The sequence below is a fragment of the Micromonospora sp. NPDC049891 genome (genome assembly GCF_040660295.1).
GTDB lineage: Bacteria > Actinomycetota > Actinomycetes > Mycobacteriales > Micromonosporaceae > Micromonospora.
The window spans coordinates 37,546-54,860 of sequence record NZ_JBFAML010000010.1; the positions used below are offsets into that span (position 1 = coordinate 37,546).

Below are 17,315 nucleotides of genomic sequence, written 5' to 3' on the forward strand. Positions count from 1 at the left end.
CGGGACCGACTCGGGTCCACACACCGACCACACACTACGCGTTGTCGTTTTGGCTGCCCGGGCGACCCGGCAACGGTGCCAGTCGTCACACCGACGGCTGGTAGGCGGCCCGACGGCGGGCTGAACCGTGAAGCGGACCCGAAACGTACAGACCAGCATGCTGAGATCCTCGGGCGCACGTTTAGCCGCGCTCGATAGGGTCACCACTGAGGGTTCCGCCCATCTCGCCGAGGAGCACAAACCACCGTGGCTGCCAACCGACCCGCGCACCCCGCACTTGACTGGTCCGACCTCGACCGCCGTGCCGTGGACACCGTCCGCGTACTGGCCATGGACGCCGTGGAGAAATCCGGCAACGGCCACCCGGGCACCGCGATGAGCCTCGCCCCCGCGGCGTACCTGCTGTTCAACCGGGTCATGCGGCACAACCCCGCCGACCCGAACTGGCCCGGCCGGGACCGCTTCGTGCTCTCCGCCGGCCACTCCAGCCTGACGCTGTACATCCAGCTCTTCCTCGCCGGCTACCCGCTCAGCCTGGACGACCTCAGGTCGCTGCGGCAGTGGGGTTCGCTGACCCCGGGGCACCCCGAGCACGGGCACACCCCCGGTGTGGAGACCACCACCGGCCCGCTCGGCCAGGGCCTGGGCAACGCCGTCGGCATGGCCATGGCGGCGCGGCGCGAACGCGGCCTGTTCGACCCGGAGGCCGAGGCCGGTGAGTCCGCCTTCGACCACCACATCTGGTGCATCGCCTCCGACGGCGACATCGAGGAGGGCATCAGCCACGAGGCCAGCGCCCTGGCCGGGCACCAGCAGCTGGGGAACCTCTGCCTCATCTACGACGACAACGAGATCTCGATCGAGGACGACACCCGCATCGCGATGAGCGAGGACGTCGCGGCCCGCTACGCCGCGTACGGCTGGCACGTGCAGACTGTCGACTGGCGGCGCGGCGACGCCGAGCAGGGCGACTACCACGAGAACGTCGAGGAGCTGTACCAGGCGCTGCTGGCCGCCAAGGCGGAAACCGCCCGCCCGTCGTTCATCGCACTGCGCACCATCATCGGCTGGCCGGCACCGAACAAGCAGAACACCGGCAAGATCCACGGCTCGGCGCTGGGCGCCGACGAGGTGGCCGCCACCAAGGAGATCCTCGGCTTCGACCCGGCCGGCTCGTTCGAGGTGACCGAGGAGGTGCTCGGCCACACCCGGTCGGCGCTGCGTCGCGGCGAGGCCGCGCAGCAGGAGTGGACGACCACCTTCGACTCGTGGTCGGAGGCCAACCCGGAGCGCCGCGCGCTCTACGACCGGCTGGCCAACCGGACGCTGCCCGAGGGCTGGGCCGAGGCCCTGCCGGAGTTCCCCGCCGACGCCAAGGGTGTCGCCACCCGGGCCGCCTCCGGCAAGGTGCTGGCCGCGCTCGCGCCGGTGCTGCCCGAGCTGTGGGGCGGCTCCGCCGACCTGGCCGAGAGCAACAACACCACGATGAAGGGTGAGCCCTCCTTCGTCCCCAGCCAGTACGCCACCAAGGAGTTCCCGGGCCACGAGTACGGCCGGACGCTGCACTTCGGCATTCGCGAGCACGCCATGGGCGCGATCCTCAACGGCATCGCCCTGCACGGCGGCACCCGCCCGTACGGCGGCACCTTCCTGGTGTTCAGCGACTACATGCGGCCCTCCGTCCGGTTGGCCGCGTTGATGAAGCTGCCGGTGGTCTACGTCTGGACGCACGACTCCATCGGTCTCGGCGAGGACGGCCCGACCCACCAGCCGGTGGAGCACCTGACCGCGCTGCGGGCCATTCCCGGCCTGGACGTGGTCCGGCCGGCCGACGCCAACGAGACCGCCTGGGCCTGGCGGCAGGCGCTGGAGCACACCGACCGGCCGACCGCGTTGGCGTTGAGCCGGCAGGCGCTGCCGACGCTGGACCGCTCGCAGCTGGCCGGCGCCGAGGGGGTCGCCAAGGGCGGCTACGTGCTGGCCGAGGCGTCCAACGGCAAGCCCGAGGTGATCATCATTGGTACCGGCTCCGAGGTGCAACTCTGCCTCACCGCCCGGGAGCGGCTGGAGGCCGACGGCACCCCCACCCGGGTCGTGTCGATGCCCTGCCAGGAATGGTTCTTCGAGCAGGACGAGGCGTACCGGGAGTCGGTCCTGCCACGCGGGGTAAAGGCCCGGGTGAGCGTGGAGGCGGGCATCGCGATGTCCTGGCGCGGCATCGTCGGCGACTGCGGCGAGAGCGTCAGCATCGAGCACTACGGCGCGAGTGCCCCGCACTCGGTGCTCTTCGAGCAGTTCGGCTTCACCCCGGACCGGATCGTCGCCGCCGCACACGCGGCGCAGAGCCGGATCGGCGACATCACCGGTTTCACGACCGGCAACTGAGGGAGGCGTTGGCGCACATGACGACCGACAGGCTGGGCGAGCTGACCGCCGCGGGAGTGGCGGTCTGGCTCGATGACCTTTCCCGGGTACGACTGTCCTCCGGCGGGCTGGACCAGCTGCGCCGGGAGAAGCACGTGGCCGGGGTGACCACCAACCCGACGATCTTCGCCAAGGCGTTGAGCGACGCCGACGAGTACGACGGGCAGCTGCGGGACCTGGCCTCCCGAGGTGTCGACGTGGAAGAGGCCGTCCGCATGCTCACCACCTACGACGTGCGGTGGGCCTGCGACGTGATGCGTCCGTCCTACGACGGCAGCGCGGGTGTGGACGGCCGGGTCTCCATCGAGGTGGACCCGCGGCTGGCCCACGACTCGCAGCGCACGGTGGCCGAGGCGCGGGCGCTGTGGTGGCTGGTCGACCGGCCGAACCTGTTCATCAAGATTCCGGCGACCGAGGCCGGCCTGCCGGCGATCACCGCGGCCCTGGCCGATGGGATCAGCGTCAACGTCACGCTCATCTTCGGCCTGGACCGCTACTCGCAGGTGATGGAGGCGTTCCTGGCCGGGCTGGAGCAGGCGAAGGCGAACGGCCACGACCTGAGCACGATCGGCTCGGTGGCCTCGTTCTTCGTCTCCCGGGTCGACAGCGAGGTCGACGCCCGGCTGGAGAAGATCGGCTCCGCCGAGGCGAAGGCGCTGCGCGGCAAGGCGGCGGTGGCCAACGCCCGGTTGGCGTACGAGCGCTACAGCGAGGTCTTCTCCACCGACCGGTGGCGGGCGCTGGCCGACGCCGGTGCTCACCCGCAGCGTCCGCTGTGGGCCTCCACCTCGACCAAGAACCCGGACTACCGGGACGTCATCTACGTCGAGGAGCTGATCGCGCCCGGCACAGTCAACACCATGCCGGAGTCGGTCATCCACGCGTACGCCGAGCACGGTGAGACCCACCCGGACACCGTCACCGGCGCGTACGACGACGCCCGTGGGGTCTTCGCCGCTCTGGAGTCGGTGGGCGTGGACCTGTCCGACGTGATCGCCACGTTGGAGCGGGAGGGCGTGGAGAAGTTCGAGGCCAGCTGGCAGGAACTGCTCGACGGCGTCCGCAAGTCGCTGGCCGCCGCCGGTCAGGGCAGCAGCAACCCCAGCGACGCCGCCCGGGACAACGCCGACGCCGCCGTGCGTGCCGGAGGAAATGCGTGACGGTGCCGTCCGGCAACACCCACGCCGCCACCTGGACCGGGTGGCGGCGTGGGTCGGCGGTGGTACGTGAGTGGTTCGCAGGTGAGTAGCTTTCTTCAGACAACCGGTACGGTCGACGTTGATCTACCGGTGCCCGGAAAGCCGTACTCCTGTGGGGAGTCGCCGGCGGTGACCGGCGCCCTCTGGCCGGTCGGGAACGTCCGCTGCCGCGCCGGCATCCGACCGAGCGGTCAGCGGCCCGGCCCGGCCGCCCGGCGCGGTGGGTCGCTACGGGCATGACGATGGACGACGTGGACGAGCGGAGCGAGGAGGCAGCGTGAACCCGCTGCGCGACCCGCAGGACCGGCGACTGCCCCGGATCCCGGAGCCGTGCGCTCTGGTGATCTTCGGGGTGACCGGTGACCTGGCCCAGAAGAAACTGCTACCCGCGGTCTACGACCTGGCCAACCGGGGGCTGCTGCCGCCCGGCTTCGTGGTCGTCGGGTTCGCCCGGCGGGACTGGGGCGACGGCGATTTCGCTTCGCTGGCCCGCGAGGCGGCCAAGGCACACTCCCGGACACCGTGGCGGGAGGAGGTGTGGTCGCGACTCGAACACAACATCAAGTTCGTCGGTGGGTCGTTCGACGACGACACCGCCTTCGACAATCTGGCGCGCTGCCTGGAGGGTCTGCGCGACAGCCATGGCATCCACGGCAACGCGGCCTTCTACTTCTCCATCCCACCGGCGGCGTTCCCGGTGGTGCTCAAGCAACTGGCCCGCACCGGCATGGCCGACAACGAGAAGTGCGGCGGCTGGCGCCGGGTGGTGGTGGAGAAGCCGTTCGGCAACGACCTGCCCTCGGCCAAGGCGCTCAACGACCTGGTCGACGACGTCTTCACCCGTCAGGACGTCTTCCGCATCGACCACTACCTGGGCAAGGAGACGGTCCAGAACATCCTCGCCCTGCGCTTCGCCAACAGCCTCTTCGAGCCGCTGTGGAACTCGCAGTACGTCGACTCGGTGCAGATCACCATGGCCGAGGACGTCGGGATCGGCAGCCGGGCCGGCTTCTACGACTCGGTCGGCACCGCTCGCGACGTGTTGCAGAATCACCTGCTGCAGCTGCTCGCCCTGGTGGCGATGGAGGAGCCGACCAGCTTCGACGCCGACGAGATCCGGGCCGAGAAACTCAAGGTACTCAAGGCCATCACGCTGCCGAAGGAGGTCAGCGAGGGCACGGTACGCGGTCAGTACCTGCCCGGCTGGGTCGGCGGGCAGCGGGCCAGAGGTTACCTGGAAGAGGACGGCGTCCCGTCGACGTCGACCACCGAGACGTACGTGGCAGTGCGGCTCGGCATCCAGAACCGCCGGTGGGCGGAGGTGCCGTTCTACATCCGGGCCGGCAAGCGGCTGCCGCGTCGGGTCACCGAGGTCGCGGTGATGTTCAAGCAGGCACCGCACCTGCCGTTCACCGCCGCCGACATGGAGATGCTCGGCAACAACCAGTTGGTGATCCGGGTCCAGCCGGATGAGGGCGTCGTGCTCAAGTTCGGATCGAAGGTGCCCGGCACCACCATGGAGGTCCGCGACATCGCGATGGACTTCCAGTACGGCGAGGCGTTCACCGAGTCCAGCCCCGAGGCGTACGAACGGTTGGTGCTGGACGTGCTGATCGGCGACCGGACACTCTTCCCGGACGCCGCCGAGGTCGAGCAGAGCTGGGCCGTGGTGGACCCGCTGGAGCACGCCTGGGAGGGCACGAAGCCCGAGCCCTACCGGTCCGGCGAGTGGGGTCCCCGGGCCGCCGACGAGATGCTGGCCCGCGAGGGCCGGGCCTGGCGGCGGGCGTGAGCGAGCGAACCATCGGACTCAGCAGCGCGGCGCGAGGCGAGCGAAGGAGGCTGCGGTGATCGGACTGTGGGACACCACCGGCAACGAGGTGGTCAAGGCGCTCGCCGCGGAACGGCGCAGCGCTGGCGGGGTGGCCAGCGGCATGGCGCTGACCCTGATCGTGGTGGTGGACGAGAAGCGGGTTCGCGAGGCGGAGGCGGCGGCCACCATCGCGGCCGCCGCGCACCCGTGCCGGCTGCTGGTGGTGGTCCGCTCCGACGTGGACCGGGACCGCAGCCGGCTGGACGCCGAAATCGTGGTCGGCGGCCGGCTGGGCCCCTGCGAGGCCGTGGTGATGCGGATGTACGGGCGGCTGGCGCTGCACGCCGAGTCCGTGGTGATGCCGCTGCTGGTGCCCGACGTACCGGTGGTCACCTGGTGGCACGGTGAGCCGCCGGAGGAGATCGCCACCGATTTCCTCGGTGTGGTCGCCGACCGGCGCATCACCGACTCCGCGCAGGCCGCCGACCCGATCGCGGCGCTGCGGCAGCGGGCCCGCGACTACGTCTCCGGCGACACCGACCTCGCCTGGACCAGGATCACGCCGTGGCGCACGTTGGTGGCTGGTGCCTTCGACACCACGGACGCGCAGCTGACCGAGGCGGCGGTGGTCGCACCGCCGACCGACCCGACGGCCGCGCTGATGCGCGGCTGGCTGCGGAGCCGGCTCGGCATCAAGCCGCGCTGGGACCGGACCCGCGAGTTTCCCCGGATGAGGGAGGTCCAGTTGCGCTGCGCGAACGGCGACGAGTTGACGCTCACCCGTGAGGACAGCGTGGCCACCTTCCGGCGTACCGGTCAGGAGGACCGGATCCTGCCGCTGGTGCGCCGGCCGCTCGGCGACGAACTCGCCGAGGAACTGCGCCGGCTCGGCACCGACCAGGTGTACGCCGAGGCGTTGGGCGCCTTCGCCGGGCTGACCAACCTGGACCGGCGGCCCAGCCAGCGGGTGCACGTCTGGAAGGACCCGGCCACCGCCCAGCGGGCCGAGGCCGGCGTCACCGCGCATTCCACGACGAACAGCGACTCCTGACCCCCTCCACCCCTCAGTACGCACGAACACCGACCGCCACGCGGTCCCGGAAGGACACCATGAGTGAGGCGAGTGTCGCCGTCCACGCCGACGCCGACCTGCTGGCGCAGGCGGTCGCGGCCCGACTGGTGGTGCGGCTGCTCGACGCACAGGCCGAACGCGGCCAGGCGTCGGTGGTGCTCACCGGCGGTCGGATCGCTGCGGCGGTCTACCGTGCGGTGGGTGCCCTGCCCGCCCGGGACGCGGTCGACTGGTCCCGGGTCGACTTCTGGTGGGGCGACGAACGGTTCCTGCCCGCCGGCGACCCGGAACGCAACGAGACCCAGGCCCGCGCCGCGCTGCTCGACGCGCTGCCGGTGGATCCGGCCCGGATCCACGCCATGCCGGCCTCGGACGGCGGTGCCGACCCGGAGGAGGCCGCCGCCCGGTACGCGGCCGAACTCGCCCGGGCGGCCCGGCCCGGCACCGCCGTGCTGCCCCACTTCGACGTGCTGATGCTCGGCGTCGGTGAGGACGGGCACGTCGCCTCGGTCTTCCCGGAACACCCGGTGCACTACGAGAGCCGACCGGTGAGCGCGGTGCGGGGCAGCCCGAAGCCGCCACCGGTCCGTATCACCCTCACCCTTCCGGCGATCAACACCGCCGAGGAGGTGTGGCTGGTGGCCGGTGGCGGCGACAAGGCCCACGCGGTAGGCATGGCGCTGGCCGGCGCCGGCCCCGTGCAGGTGCCGGCGGCCGGGGTACAGGGCACCGGGCGTACCCTCTGGCTGCTGGACCGCGCCGCGGCGGCCGACCTGCCGGCCCGCTTCCGCAGCCTGCGCTGACGGCGGCGGGCGGCGACGGTCTGCGGCACGGCCGACGACAGCCGACCGAGGTCGGCGTGTCCCGGACCTACGACCGGCCGCCGCGACGCTGACGCAGCGCGGCGAGCGCCTCGGCGAGGATCGCCTCCCCCTCGGCGTCGGTACGTCGTTCCTTCACGTACGCCAGGTGGGTCTTGTACGGCTCGGCCCGGGTCCGGCCCGGCGGATCCTGGGCGTCCTGACCGGCGGGCAGCCCGCAGCGGGGGCAGTCCCAGACGCTCGGGGCCGCCACGTCGGCGACGATCCTAATGTCGGTGCGGTGCCCGTTGCGGCACCAGTAGCTGACCGACCGGCACGGGACCGGCTGGTGGCGTTCGGGGGGACGTGGGGGCGCGGACCCGACGCGGGCGCCCCGGATGACGTGGCCGTTCGGCACGGCGCTGACTCCTGTCGTCGGAGGGGACCGCCGTCGACAGGGGTGGACGGCGGGCGACGCGGTGCAGCGGGTGAAACGGACTGCGCGCGGCCCGTCGGGTGACGGACCGCGCGCAGATTGTACGCCTCGGGGGACGGATCAGACGCCCGTACCCACCTCAAGCCGGAGCCAGAGGCCGAGCCCGATGATGCAGGCGAACCAGACGATGGCCACCAGAACGGTGTAGCGGTCCAGGTTTTTCTCGGCCACCGACGAGCCGGCCAGGCTGGAGCTGACGCCACCGCCGAACATGCTGGACATTCCACCGCCCTTGCCGCGGTGCAGCAGGATGAGCAGAACGAGCAGGAAGCTCGTGATGACCAGCAACACGATCAACGTGTAGGCGAACCAGAGCGGCATGGCGGGGGTCAGTCCTCTCGTTACGATCCTCGCCCGGGCAGATCGGGCACGGCGGCACCGACCGGTGGACGGGCGGAGTCAAGGATAGCGAGCGATCAGCCGGTGATGTGCTCCGGGAACCGGCAGATCTTCGCGAACTCCTCGGCGTCCAGGCTGGCGCCGCCCACCAGGGCGCCGTCCACGTCCGGCTGCGCCATGATCGAGGCGACGTTCGACGACTTGACCGAGCCGCCGTAGAGGATCCGGACAGCATCGGCGGTGGCCTGGTCCACGGTCTCGGCCAGCCGGGCCCGCAGTGCGCCACACACCTCCTGGGCGTCCTCCGGGGTGGCCGTCTTGCCGGTGCCGATCGCCCAGACCGGCTCGTACGCGACCACCACCCGCTGGATCTGCTCCGGGCTGAGCCCCTTGAGGGCAGCGTCGAGCTGGTCGGTGCAGTGCGCCACGTGGCTGCCCTGCTCCCGGACGTCGAGCCCCTCCCCCACGCAGAGGATCGGGGTGAGCCCGTGGGTCAGCGCCGCCTGCACCTTGGCACCCACCAGCGCGTCGTCCTCGCGGTGGTACTGCCGCCGCTCGGAGTGCCCGACCGCCACGTACGTGCAGCCGAGCTTGGCCAGCATCGCGCCGGAGATCTCCCCGGTGTACGCGCCGGAGGCGTGCGGTGACAGGTCCTGCGCGCCGTAGCCGATGAGCAGCTTGTCGCCCTCGACCACGGTCTGCACCGTGCGCAGGTCGGTGAACGGCGGCAGCACCACCGTCTCCACCTCGGTCAACTGCTTCTCGGTGAGGCTGGCCGCCAGCTTCTGCACCAGCAGGTTCGCCTCGAGGTGGTTGAGGTTCATCTTCCAGTTGCCGGCCATCAGCGGCCGGCGGGGAGCGCTCGCCATCAGTTCTCCAGAGCCGCGATGCCGGGGAGGGTCTTGCCCTCCAGGTACTCCAGGGACGCGCCACCGCCGGTGGAGATGTGCCCGAAGGCCTTCTCGTCCAGCCCCAGGGCCCGCACCGCGGCGGCGGAGTCACCGCCACCGACCACGCTGAACGCGTCCGAGCCGGCAATCGCCTCGGCCACCCCGCGGGTGCCGTGCGCGAACGCGGGCATCTCGAACACGCCCATCGGGCCGTTCCAGAAGATCGTCCTCGCGTTCGTCGCCTCACCGCACGCGGACTCCTTCAGCGCGGCGGCGAAGCCGGCGACGGTCTTCGGCCCGATGTCGAGCCCGACCCGGTGGCTGGGGATGCCGTCGACCGGCACCACGTCGTGCGCGGCGTCCGGGGCGAAGGCGTCCGCGGCCACCACGTCGACCGGGAGCATGATCTTGCCCTCGGAGCGCTCCAGCAGGTTGCGGCAGGTCTCCACCATCTCCGCCTCCAGCAGGGAGGAGCCGACCTCGTGGCCCTGGGCCTTGAGGAAGGTGAAGCACATGCCACCACCGATGAGCAGCCGGTCGACCTTCGGCAGCAGCGCCTCGATCACCGCGAGCTTGTCGGAGACCTTCGACCCGCCGAGCACCACCACGTACGGCCGCTCGGGGTCGCCGGTGAGCTTCGACAGCACCTCCACCTCGCGCAGCACCAGCCGGCCGGCGAAGTGCGGCAGCCGGGCGGGCACGTCGTGGACGCTTGCGTGCTTGCGGTGCACCGCGCCGAACGCGTCGTCGACGTACACGTCACCGAGGGCGGCGAGCTGATCGGCGAAGGCGCCCCGCTCGGCGTCGTCCTTGCTGGTCTCCCCCTTGTTGAAGCGGAGATTCTCCAGCAGCGCCACCTCACCGTCGGCGAGCGCCGCCACCGTCGCCTGGGCGGACTCACCGACCGTGTCGGTGGCGGTGTGCACCGCCGTGCCGAGCAGCTCACCGAGCCGGCCGGCGACCGGGGCGAGGCTGAACTGCGGGTCCGGCGCGCCCTTCGGCCGGCCCAGGTGGGAGCAGACGACGACCTTGGCACCGGCCTCGGTCAGCGCACCCAGGGTCGGCAGCACCGCCCGGATGCGACCGTCGTCGGTGATGTCGCCGGTCTGCTTGTCGAGTGGGACGTTCAGGTCGGCGCGCACCAGCACGCGCCGACCCGAGACCCCCTCGGCGAGCAGGTCGTCGAGGTTACGGATGCTCACAGCGACGAACCAACCAGCTTCACCAGGTCGACCAGGCGGTTGGAGTAGCCCCACTCGTTGTCGTACCAGCCGACGACCTTCACCTGGTTGCCGATGACCTTGGTCAGCGGCGCGTCGAAGATGCACGACGCCGGGTCGGTGACGATGTCGGCGGAGACGATCGGGTCCTCGTTGTAGGTCAGGATGCCCCGCAGCGGGCCCTCGGCGGCGGCCTTCAGCGCGGCGTTGACCTCGTCCACCGAGGTCTCCCGACCGACGGTGACGGTGAGGTCGGTGGCGGAGCCGGTCGGGATCGGCACCCGCAGCGCGTACCCGTCGAGCTTGCCCTTGAGGTCCGGCAGCACCAGGCCGATGGCCTTCGCGGCACCGGTCGAGGTCGGCACGATGTTCAGCGCGGCGGCCCGGGCCCGGCGCAGGTCCTTGTGCGGCGCGTCCTGGAGGTTCTGGTCCTGGGTGTACGCGTGGATGGTGGTCATCAGACCCTGCTGGATGCCGAACGTGTCGTGCAGGACCTTCGCCATCGGCGCCAGGCAGTTGGTGGTGCAGGAGGCGTTCGAGATGATGTTGTGGCTGGCCGGGTCGTACTGGCCGTCGTTGACGCCCATCACGACCGTGACGTCCTCGTTCTTCGCCGGAGCGGAGATGATGACCTTCTTGGCCCCGCCGTCGATGTGCGCCTTGGCCTTGGTGGCGTCGGTGAAGAAGCCGGTCGACTCGATGACCACGTCCGCGCCGACGTCGCCCCACGGCAGCGCCGCCGGGTCCTTCTCGGCGTACGCCTTGATGGACTTGCCCCCGACGGTGATCTCGTCGGCGGTGGCCTTGACCTCCTGCGGGAGGCGACCCAGGATGCTGTCGTACTTGAGCAGGTGGGCGAGCGTCGCGTTGTCGGTCAGGTCGTTGACGGCCACGACCTCGACGTCAGCGCCGGACGCCAGCACTGCCCGGAAGAAGTTACGGCCGATCCGGCCGAAGCCGTTGATGCCAACCCGGATGGTCACAGGTCCCATCTCCTCGCGTTCTGGTCCGCCGGCGTGGAGACCCTCGGCCGGCGAAGTGGTGTGCGCCGACCGTTGGAGCCGGCCGTTGACGGTTCATCCCGGCCACCTCGCCGCGGTCCGAGGGACCTGACCGCCGTCGAGGCGGTGGATACGGCGGGGAGCACCGGTGCCGGCCCCCTTGCCGTACGCAGCGACCATATCCGAGCGCGCCGAGCCACGCTGCGCCGGGTGGTCGCCCCACCGTCCTATCAGACCACGAGCATGTCGGGCGTGACGGCCGCTTCGGTATCCGGGATGCCCAGGTCCCGGGCCCGCTTGTCGGCCAGCGCCAGCAGCCGACGGATCCGCCCGGCGATGGCGTCCTTGGTCAGCGGCGGGTCGGCCAACGCGCCCAACTCCTCCAGGGAGGCCTGCCGGTGCTCCAGCCGCAGCCGGCCGGCCGAGGTCAGGTGCTCCGGGGCGTCGTCGGCGAGGATCTCCAACGCCCTGGTCACCCGGGCCGCCGCGGCGACCGCCGCCCGGGCCGAACGCCGCAGGTTGGCGTCGTCGAAGTTCGCCAGCCGGTTGGCCGTCGCCCGAACCTCGCGCCGGACCCGGCGCTCCTCCCAGGCCAACACACTGGAGTGGGCGCCGATGCGGGTGAGCAGCGCGGCGATCGCGTCGCCGTCCTTGACCACCACCCGGTCGACGCCGCGCACCTCACGGTTCTTGGCGGTGATGCCGAGCCGCCGGGCCGCGCCGACAAGCGCCAACGCCGACTCCGGCCCGGGGCAGGTGATCTCCAGTGCGCTGGATCGCCCCGGCTCGGTCAACGAGCCGTGTGCCATGAACGCGCCCCGCCAGGCCGAGACCGCGCAGCAGACGCTGGCGGCCACGACGTGCGGGGGCAGCCCCCGCACCGGCCGGCCACGCACGTCGAGCAGCCCGGTCTGCCGGGCCAGGGCCTCACCGTCCTTGACGACACGGACGATGAAGTGGCTGCCCTTGCGCAGCCCACCGGAGGCGAGCACATGGATCTCGCTCGGATAGCCGTAGACCTCGGCGATCTCGCGCCGCAGCCGCCGGGCCACCGCGCCGGTGTCGAGTTCGGCCTCCACCACCACCCGCCCGGAGACGATGTGCAGCCCACCGGCGAACCGCAGCAGCGCCGCCATCTCCGCCCGCCGGCAGCAGGGCTTGGGCACGTCGACCCGACTCAGCTCGTCCTTGACCGCAGCCGTCATCGCCATTGTGCGTCCCCTCACGGACCGGTTCCGGCGTGTCGCCGGAGATTACGTACGTGTCTAACGATCGGCGCCCAGTACAGGCACCAGGGCGGCGCCCAGAGCAGCCGGATCATGACGGGGAGTGCCGTCGTCGACCGCGACGGGGGCGAGGACCAGTCGGGCTCCCAGGGATTCTGCCGCACCGTGGACCGGTTCGGGGTCACCGACCGCCTTGGCGTCGGCGAGCACGAAGTCGACGGTCAGCTCCGGCAGGTACCAGCGCAGCGCCGCCAGGTGGTCGGCGACGGAGAGCCCGAGCGTCTCCTTCTCGGCGGCGAGGTTGAGGGTGACCAGTCGCCGAGCCGGGCTGGCCAGGATCGCCGCGGCCAGCTGCGGCACCAGCAGGTGCGGCAGCACGCTCGTGTACCAGCTGCCCGGTCCGAAGATCAGCCAGTCGGCGGTGCCGATCGCGGCGACCGCCTCCGCGCACGCCGCCGGCGCCTGCGGGGTGAGCCGCAGCGACTCCACCCGTCCCGTGGTGACCGCGACCTGATGCTGTCCGCGTACGGTGCACACCTCGTCGGGGCGGCCCGGGTCGGCGCCGCGTACCCGGGCCTCGATGTCGACCGGTTGACGCGACATCGGTAGTACCCGGCCGACCGCGCCGAGCATCGCCCCGGCGTGCTCCAGCGCCGCCACCGGATCACCGAGCAGCTCCATCAGGCCGCAGAGCAGCAGATTGCCCACCGCGTGCCCGGCCAGCCCGTCTCCCCGGCCAGCGGCGGCGACCTCGGCGAACCGGTGCTGGAACAGCCCCGCGCTGCGTCGGGTGGCGGGATGGTCGCCGGCCAACGCCACAAGTGCCTGCCGCAGGTCGCCGGGGGGCAACCCGCCCCGCTCGGCGCGCAGCCGGCCGCTGGAACCGCCGTCGTCGCCGACGGTCACCACCGCCGTGATGTCCAGGTCCAGTTCGGGAGCGCAGCGGCGCAGCGCGCGCAGCGAGGCGGACAGGCCGTGCCCGCCGCCGAACGCCACCACCCGGATCGTCATTCCCGCCCCAGGTCGCGGTGCTGGGCGTTGGCGGCCAGCCCGGAGCGGCGCAGCCGGGCCGCCAGTTCCTCGGCGATGGCCACGCTGCGGTGCTTGCCACCGGTGCAACCGACCGCCACGGTCAGGTACCGCTTACCCTCCCGCTCGAAGCCGGCCGTTGTGGCGTTCACCAGATCCGCGTACGCGTCGACGAAGGCGTCGGCGCCCTCCTGGCCCAGCACGTACGCGCTGACCGCCTCCTCGCGCCCGGTGTGCTCCCGCAGTTCGGGCACCCAGTACGGGTTGGGCAGGAACCTGGCGTCCATCACGAAGTCGGCGTCCGGCGGCAGGCCGTACTTGAAGCCGAAGGAGATCACCGTCAGCCGCAACCGGCGGGCGTCCTCCCCACCGAACAGCTCCTCGACCCGGCGGCGCAGCTGGTTCACGTTGAGGTGACTGGTGTCGATGATCACGTCGGCCTGGTCGCGGGCCTCCTCCAGCAGACCCCGCTCGACGGCGATGCCGTCGGCGAGCCGGCCGTCGCCCTGCAACGGGTGCGAGCGCCGCACGCTCTCGAACCGACGGATCAGCACCTCGTCGTCGGCGTCGACGAAGACCACCCGGGGCGCGTAGCCCCGCTCCTTCAGCTCCCGGATCGCCTCGGCCAGATCGGTGGAGAAGGCCCGGGAGCGCACGTCCAGCACCATCGCGGTACGCCGGGCCGCCCCACCCGCCTTGACCGCCAGCTCGGCCATGTCCAGCAGCAGCGCCTGCGGCAGGTTGTCGACGACGTAGAAGCCGACGTTCTCCAGCGCCCGGGCCACGGTGCTGCGGCCACCACCGGACAGGCCGGTGACCACGACCAGTGTGGTGTCCGTCTCGGCGGTCGGCCCGGTCTGCTCACCGGGTACGCCCGCACGGTGACCCGTCGTGTGCGCCTCGCCCACCCGTCAAACCTCCAACCGCGCTGGCCCCGGCCGATCCGGCCGGGCATGGTCAAGCAGCGACTCTAGCTCGCCGGTGTCAAGCTCCGCGGGACGCACCGCCGCCGCGCCGCAGGGCCACCGGAAGCGCGCACCGGTCGTGTCGGCTGACTGACGGCACGCGACGCGCGGCGCGGCTATCCTCCGGCCATGGGCAGGCACGGGGCGCGGCTGCGCTGGGTGGTTGCCCTGGTGTCGGTCACGGTCGCGGTGCTGGCCACGGTGGACCGCTACGTCGACCGCGAACGCGAGTGGGCTCGCGGCGGTGACCAGGTGGCGGTGACCGTCGAGGCCGTGCTGCCGGAGCCGGACGGGGTGGCGGACGCGGTCGTCGCGTTCGGTCGGCCCGAGCCGGTGGACAACGTGGTAGGTGACCCCGACAGGCAGTCGGTGGTGTTGCGGCTGCGCTGGTCCGGGCCGCCCCGGAAGGGCTACTACCAGGTCATCCTGCTCGACGGCCGGGTGGAACCCGCCCGGGTGGTGCAGCCCTACGCCGGCTGGGACGCCGACGGCGGCACCGGTTCCAACTGGGCCGGAGCGTACGACGTGCTGGCCGAGCGGTACGCCTGGCTCGCCGACACCGCCACCCGCGAAGAGCCCGAGGGCACCATCACCACGCCGGGCAACGTCGGCGCGGTGGGCACCCGCGCGACCGCCGACGGCAGCCTGATCGCCGTGTTCCGGCTGGCGCCCGGTGACCTGCCGTTGACCGACCCCGCACGCCTGGTCGTGGCCTTCTGCCACGTCGGCCCCGACGGCGACGTCCGCTGGGCCAAACGGGTCCCCGTCCCCCCACCCACCCGCTGACACCCACGCTACGAACTGTGGCAGCGCAGGTGGTCGACACGCCGACCCGACAGCACCGGAACTGCCACGGATCGAGCGCCGGGATCAGCCGCTCGTAGAATTCCCGGATGGTCTCCCCCGCCGACGTGAGCGTCACCGACCTGGCCGCCTCCGACGCGCCCACCGCCGAGAAGGTGACAGCGACGCTGGAGGTGCTGCGGCGGGTCTTCGGGTACGACTCGTTCCGGGGCTTTCAGCGGGAGGTCATCGACCACGTGGTGGCCGGCGGCGACGCGCTGGTGCTGATGCCCACCGGTGGCGGCAAGTCGTTGTGCTACCAGATTCCCGCGCTGGTCCGGGACGGCGTCGCCGTGGTGATCTCGCCCTTGATCGCGTTGATGCAGGACCAGGTCGACGCGCTCACCGCGGTCGGGGTGCGGGCCGGGTTCCTCAACTCCACCCTCGACCTGGACACCCGCCGGCTGGTCGAGGCGGAGTTCGTGGCCGGCGAGATCGACCTGCTCTACCTCGCGCCGGAGGCGCTGGCCAGCCGGGCCACGCTGAGCCTGCTGGACCGGGGGCGGATCAGCCTGTTCGCCATCGACGAGGCGCACTGCGTGTCGCAGTGGGGCCACGACTTCCGGCCGGACTACCTGAACCTGTCGATGCTGCACGAACGCTGGCCGGGCGTACCCCGCATCGCGCTGACCGCCACCGCGACAAGCGCCACCCGGACCGAGATCGCCACCCGCCTCAGCCTCACCGAGGCGCGGCACTTCGTGGCCAGCTTCGACCGACCCAACATCCAGTACCGGATCGTGCCGAAGCGGGAGCCACGCAAGCAGCTGCTCGCCCTGCTGCGCGACGAGCACCCCGGCGATTCCGGCATCGTCTACTGCCTGTCGCGGGCCTCGGTGGAGAAGACCGCCGACTTCCTGGTCGCCAACGGCATCGACGCGCTGCCCTACCACGCCGGTCTGGACGCGGGCACCCGCGCCGCCAACCAGCAGCGCTTCCTGCGGGCCGACGGCGTGGTGATGGTGGCGACGATCGCCTTCGGGATGGGCATCGACAAGCCCGATGTTCGGTTCGTCGCCCATCTCGACCTGCCGAAGTCGGTCGAGGGCTACTACCAGGAGACCGGTCGCGCCGGCCGCGACGGGTTGCCGTCGACCGCCTGGCTGGCGTACGGGCTTCAGGACGTCGTCCAGCAGCGAAAGATGATCGACACCTCCGAGGGCGACCTGGCGCACCGGCGCAACCTCGCCGCCCACCTCGACGCGATGCTGGCGCTCTGCGAGACGGTCCGCTGCCGCCGGGCGCAAGTGCTGGAGTACTTCGGCGAACCGGCCACCGGCGGCTGCGGCAACTGCGACACCTGCCTGGAGCCGCCCGAGTCCTGGGACGGCACGGTGCCCGCGCAGAAGCTGCTCTCCACCGTCTTCCGGCTGGACCGTGAGCGCAACCAGCGATTCGGCGCCGGGCACTGCATCGACATCCTGCTGGGTCGCACCACCGACAAGATCACCCAACACGGGCACGACTCGCTCACCGTGTTCGGTATCGGCGGCGATCTGAGCGAGGCGGAGTGGCGCGGCGTGGTCCGGCAGCTGCTCGCCGAAGGACTGCTGGCCGTGGAGGGCGACTACGGCACGCTGGCACTCACCGACGCCAGCGCCGAGGTGCTCGGCCGGCGGCGCACCGTGATGCTGCGCCGGGAGGTGGCGCGGCCGGCGCGGGTGGCCAAGCCCCGTGGCGCGGCCACCGTGGTCGCCGAGCTGCCGGCGGAAGCGGCCGGCACGTTCGAGCGGCTGCGGGCCTGGCGGGCGGCCACCGCGAAGGAGCAGGGCGTACCCGCGTACGTCATCTTCCACGACGCCACGCTGCGGCAGATCGCGGCCGACGCGCCGTCCTCGCTGGCCGAGCTGTCCCGGATCAGTGGCGTCGGCGAGAACAAGCTGGCCAAGTACGGCGAACAGCTCCTCGGGGTGCTCACCGAGGCCGCCTGAGTTCCGCTCGATGCGCCGGCCGGTCGTCGCCGCGACGCGCGCCACGATCACCGGTTGAGGCGACGCT

15 protein-coding genes and 1 pseudogene are annotated in these 17,315 nt (G+C 71.8%); 8 read left to right on the forward strand and 8 right to left on the reverse strand.

All coding sequences use genetic code 11. The features are described from left to right. Positions 1-246: 246 nt before the first annotated feature. The 6 genes and pseudogenes from tkt to pgl all read left to right on the forward strand — a co-directional run bounded on the left by tkt (position 247) and on the right by pgl (position 7,311). Positions 247-2,385 carry a transketolase gene (gene tkt, locus AB0I71_RS15020; protein WP_357584787.1) on the forward strand — a complete coding sequence of 713 codons (2,139 nt, stop codon included), beginning with the start codon at positions 247-249 and terminating at the stop codon, positions 2,383-2,385. Between the two features lie 17 nt (positions 2,386-2,402). Beyond that, entirely contained in the window at positions 2,403-3,584 is a 1,182-nt protein-coding gene (gene tal / locus AB0I71_RS15025) for a transaldolase (protein WP_357584790.1), read from the forward strand. Positions 3,585-3,635: 51 nt separating this feature from the next. Next, positions 3,636-3,904: pseudogene (locus AB0I71_RS15030) on the forward strand (hypothetical protein); the annotation flags it as partial. Then, complete coding sequence (gene zwf, locus AB0I71_RS15035) at positions 3,901-5,415, forward strand: glucose-6-phosphate dehydrogenase (RefSeq protein ID WP_357584792.1); 1,515 nt, start codon at positions 3,901-3,903, stop codon at positions 5,413-5,415. The pseudogene AB0I71_RS15030 and the gene zwf, both read left to right, overlap by 4 nt. Positions 5,416-5,470: 55 nt before the next feature. Continuing rightward, complete coding sequence (locus tag AB0I71_RS15040) at positions 5,471-6,487, forward strand: glucose-6-phosphate dehydrogenase assembly protein OpcA (RefSeq protein WP_357584794.1); 1,017 nt, start codon at positions 5,471-5,473, stop codon at positions 6,485-6,487. A gap of 59 nt (positions 6,488-6,546) precedes the next feature. Continuing rightward, positions 6,547-7,311, forward strand: coding sequence for a 6-phosphogluconolactonase (gene pgl / locus AB0I71_RS15045; protein WP_357584796.1), 765 nt, complete (start codon positions 6,547-6,549; stop codon positions 7,309-7,311). A 67-nt stretch (positions 7,312-7,378) separates the two neighbouring features. On the opposite strand, the gene AB0I71_RS15050 is transcribed toward pgl, so the two are convergent. From AB0I71_RS15050 to rapZ, 8 genes are all read right to left on the reverse strand, one after another. Then, positions 7,379-7,726, reverse strand: a complete 348-nt coding sequence (locus AB0I71_RS15050; protein WP_357584799.1) for an RNA polymerase-binding protein RbpA — start codon at positions 7,724-7,726, stop codon at positions 7,379-7,381. Between the two features lie 138 nt (positions 7,727-7,864). After that, positions 7,865-8,125, reverse strand: a complete 261-nt coding sequence (gene secG / locus AB0I71_RS15055; RefSeq protein ID WP_357584801.1) for a preprotein translocase subunit SecG — start codon at positions 8,123-8,125, stop codon at positions 7,865-7,867. 95 nt (positions 8,126-8,220) lie between these two features. Beyond that, entirely contained in the window at positions 8,221-9,012 is a 792-nt protein-coding gene (gene tpiA / locus AB0I71_RS15060) for a triose-phosphate isomerase (protein WP_357584803.1), read from the reverse strand. Beyond that, entirely contained in the window at positions 9,012-10,235 is a 1,224-nt protein-coding gene (locus AB0I71_RS15065) for a phosphoglycerate kinase (protein WP_357584805.1), read from the reverse strand. Before AB0I71_RS15065 ends, tpiA begins: the two co-directional genes overlap by 1 nt. Beyond that, entirely contained in the window at positions 10,232-11,236 is a 1,005-nt protein-coding gene (gene gap / locus AB0I71_RS15070; RefSeq protein WP_281563824.1) for a type I glyceraldehyde-3-phosphate dehydrogenase, read from the reverse strand. The genes AB0I71_RS15065 and gap overlap by 4 nt, the downstream gene beginning before the upstream one ends. A 248-nt stretch (positions 11,237-11,484) precedes the next feature. Then, positions 11,485-12,465 (reverse strand): DNA-binding protein WhiA, encoded by a 981-nt coding sequence (gene whiA / locus AB0I71_RS15075; RefSeq protein WP_093401454.1) that lies wholly within the window; start codon positions 12,463-12,465, stop codon positions 11,485-11,487. 54 nt (positions 12,466-12,519) lie between these two features. Next, positions 12,520-13,491: a uridine diphosphate-N-acetylglucosamine-binding protein YvcK gene (gene yvcK / locus AB0I71_RS15080; RefSeq protein WP_357584809.1), complete on the reverse strand. Its 972-nt coding sequence runs from the start codon at positions 13,489-13,491 to the stop codon at positions 12,520-12,522. Then, complete coding sequence (rapZ, locus tag AB0I71_RS15085) at positions 13,488-14,336, reverse strand: RNase adapter RapZ (RefSeq protein WP_099851059.1); 849 nt, start codon at positions 14,334-14,336, stop codon at positions 13,488-13,490. Before rapZ ends, yvcK begins: the two co-directional genes overlap by 4 nt. Before the next feature lie 267 nt (positions 14,337-14,603). On the opposite strand from rapZ, the gene AB0I71_RS15090 reads away from it, so the two are divergent. Together AB0I71_RS15090 and recQ are read left to right on the forward strand one after the other, a co-directional pair. Continuing rightward, positions 14,604-15,260: a hypothetical protein gene (locus AB0I71_RS15090; RefSeq protein ID WP_357584811.1), complete on the forward strand. Its 657-nt coding sequence runs from the start codon at positions 14,604-14,606 to the stop codon at positions 15,258-15,260. 107 nt (positions 15,261-15,367) lie between these two features. Continuing rightward, positions 15,368-17,248, forward strand: coding sequence for a DNA helicase RecQ (gene recQ, locus AB0I71_RS15095; protein WP_357584813.1), 1,881 nt, complete (start codon positions 15,368-15,370; stop codon positions 17,246-17,248). Positions 17,249-17,315: the final 67 nt, after the last annotated feature.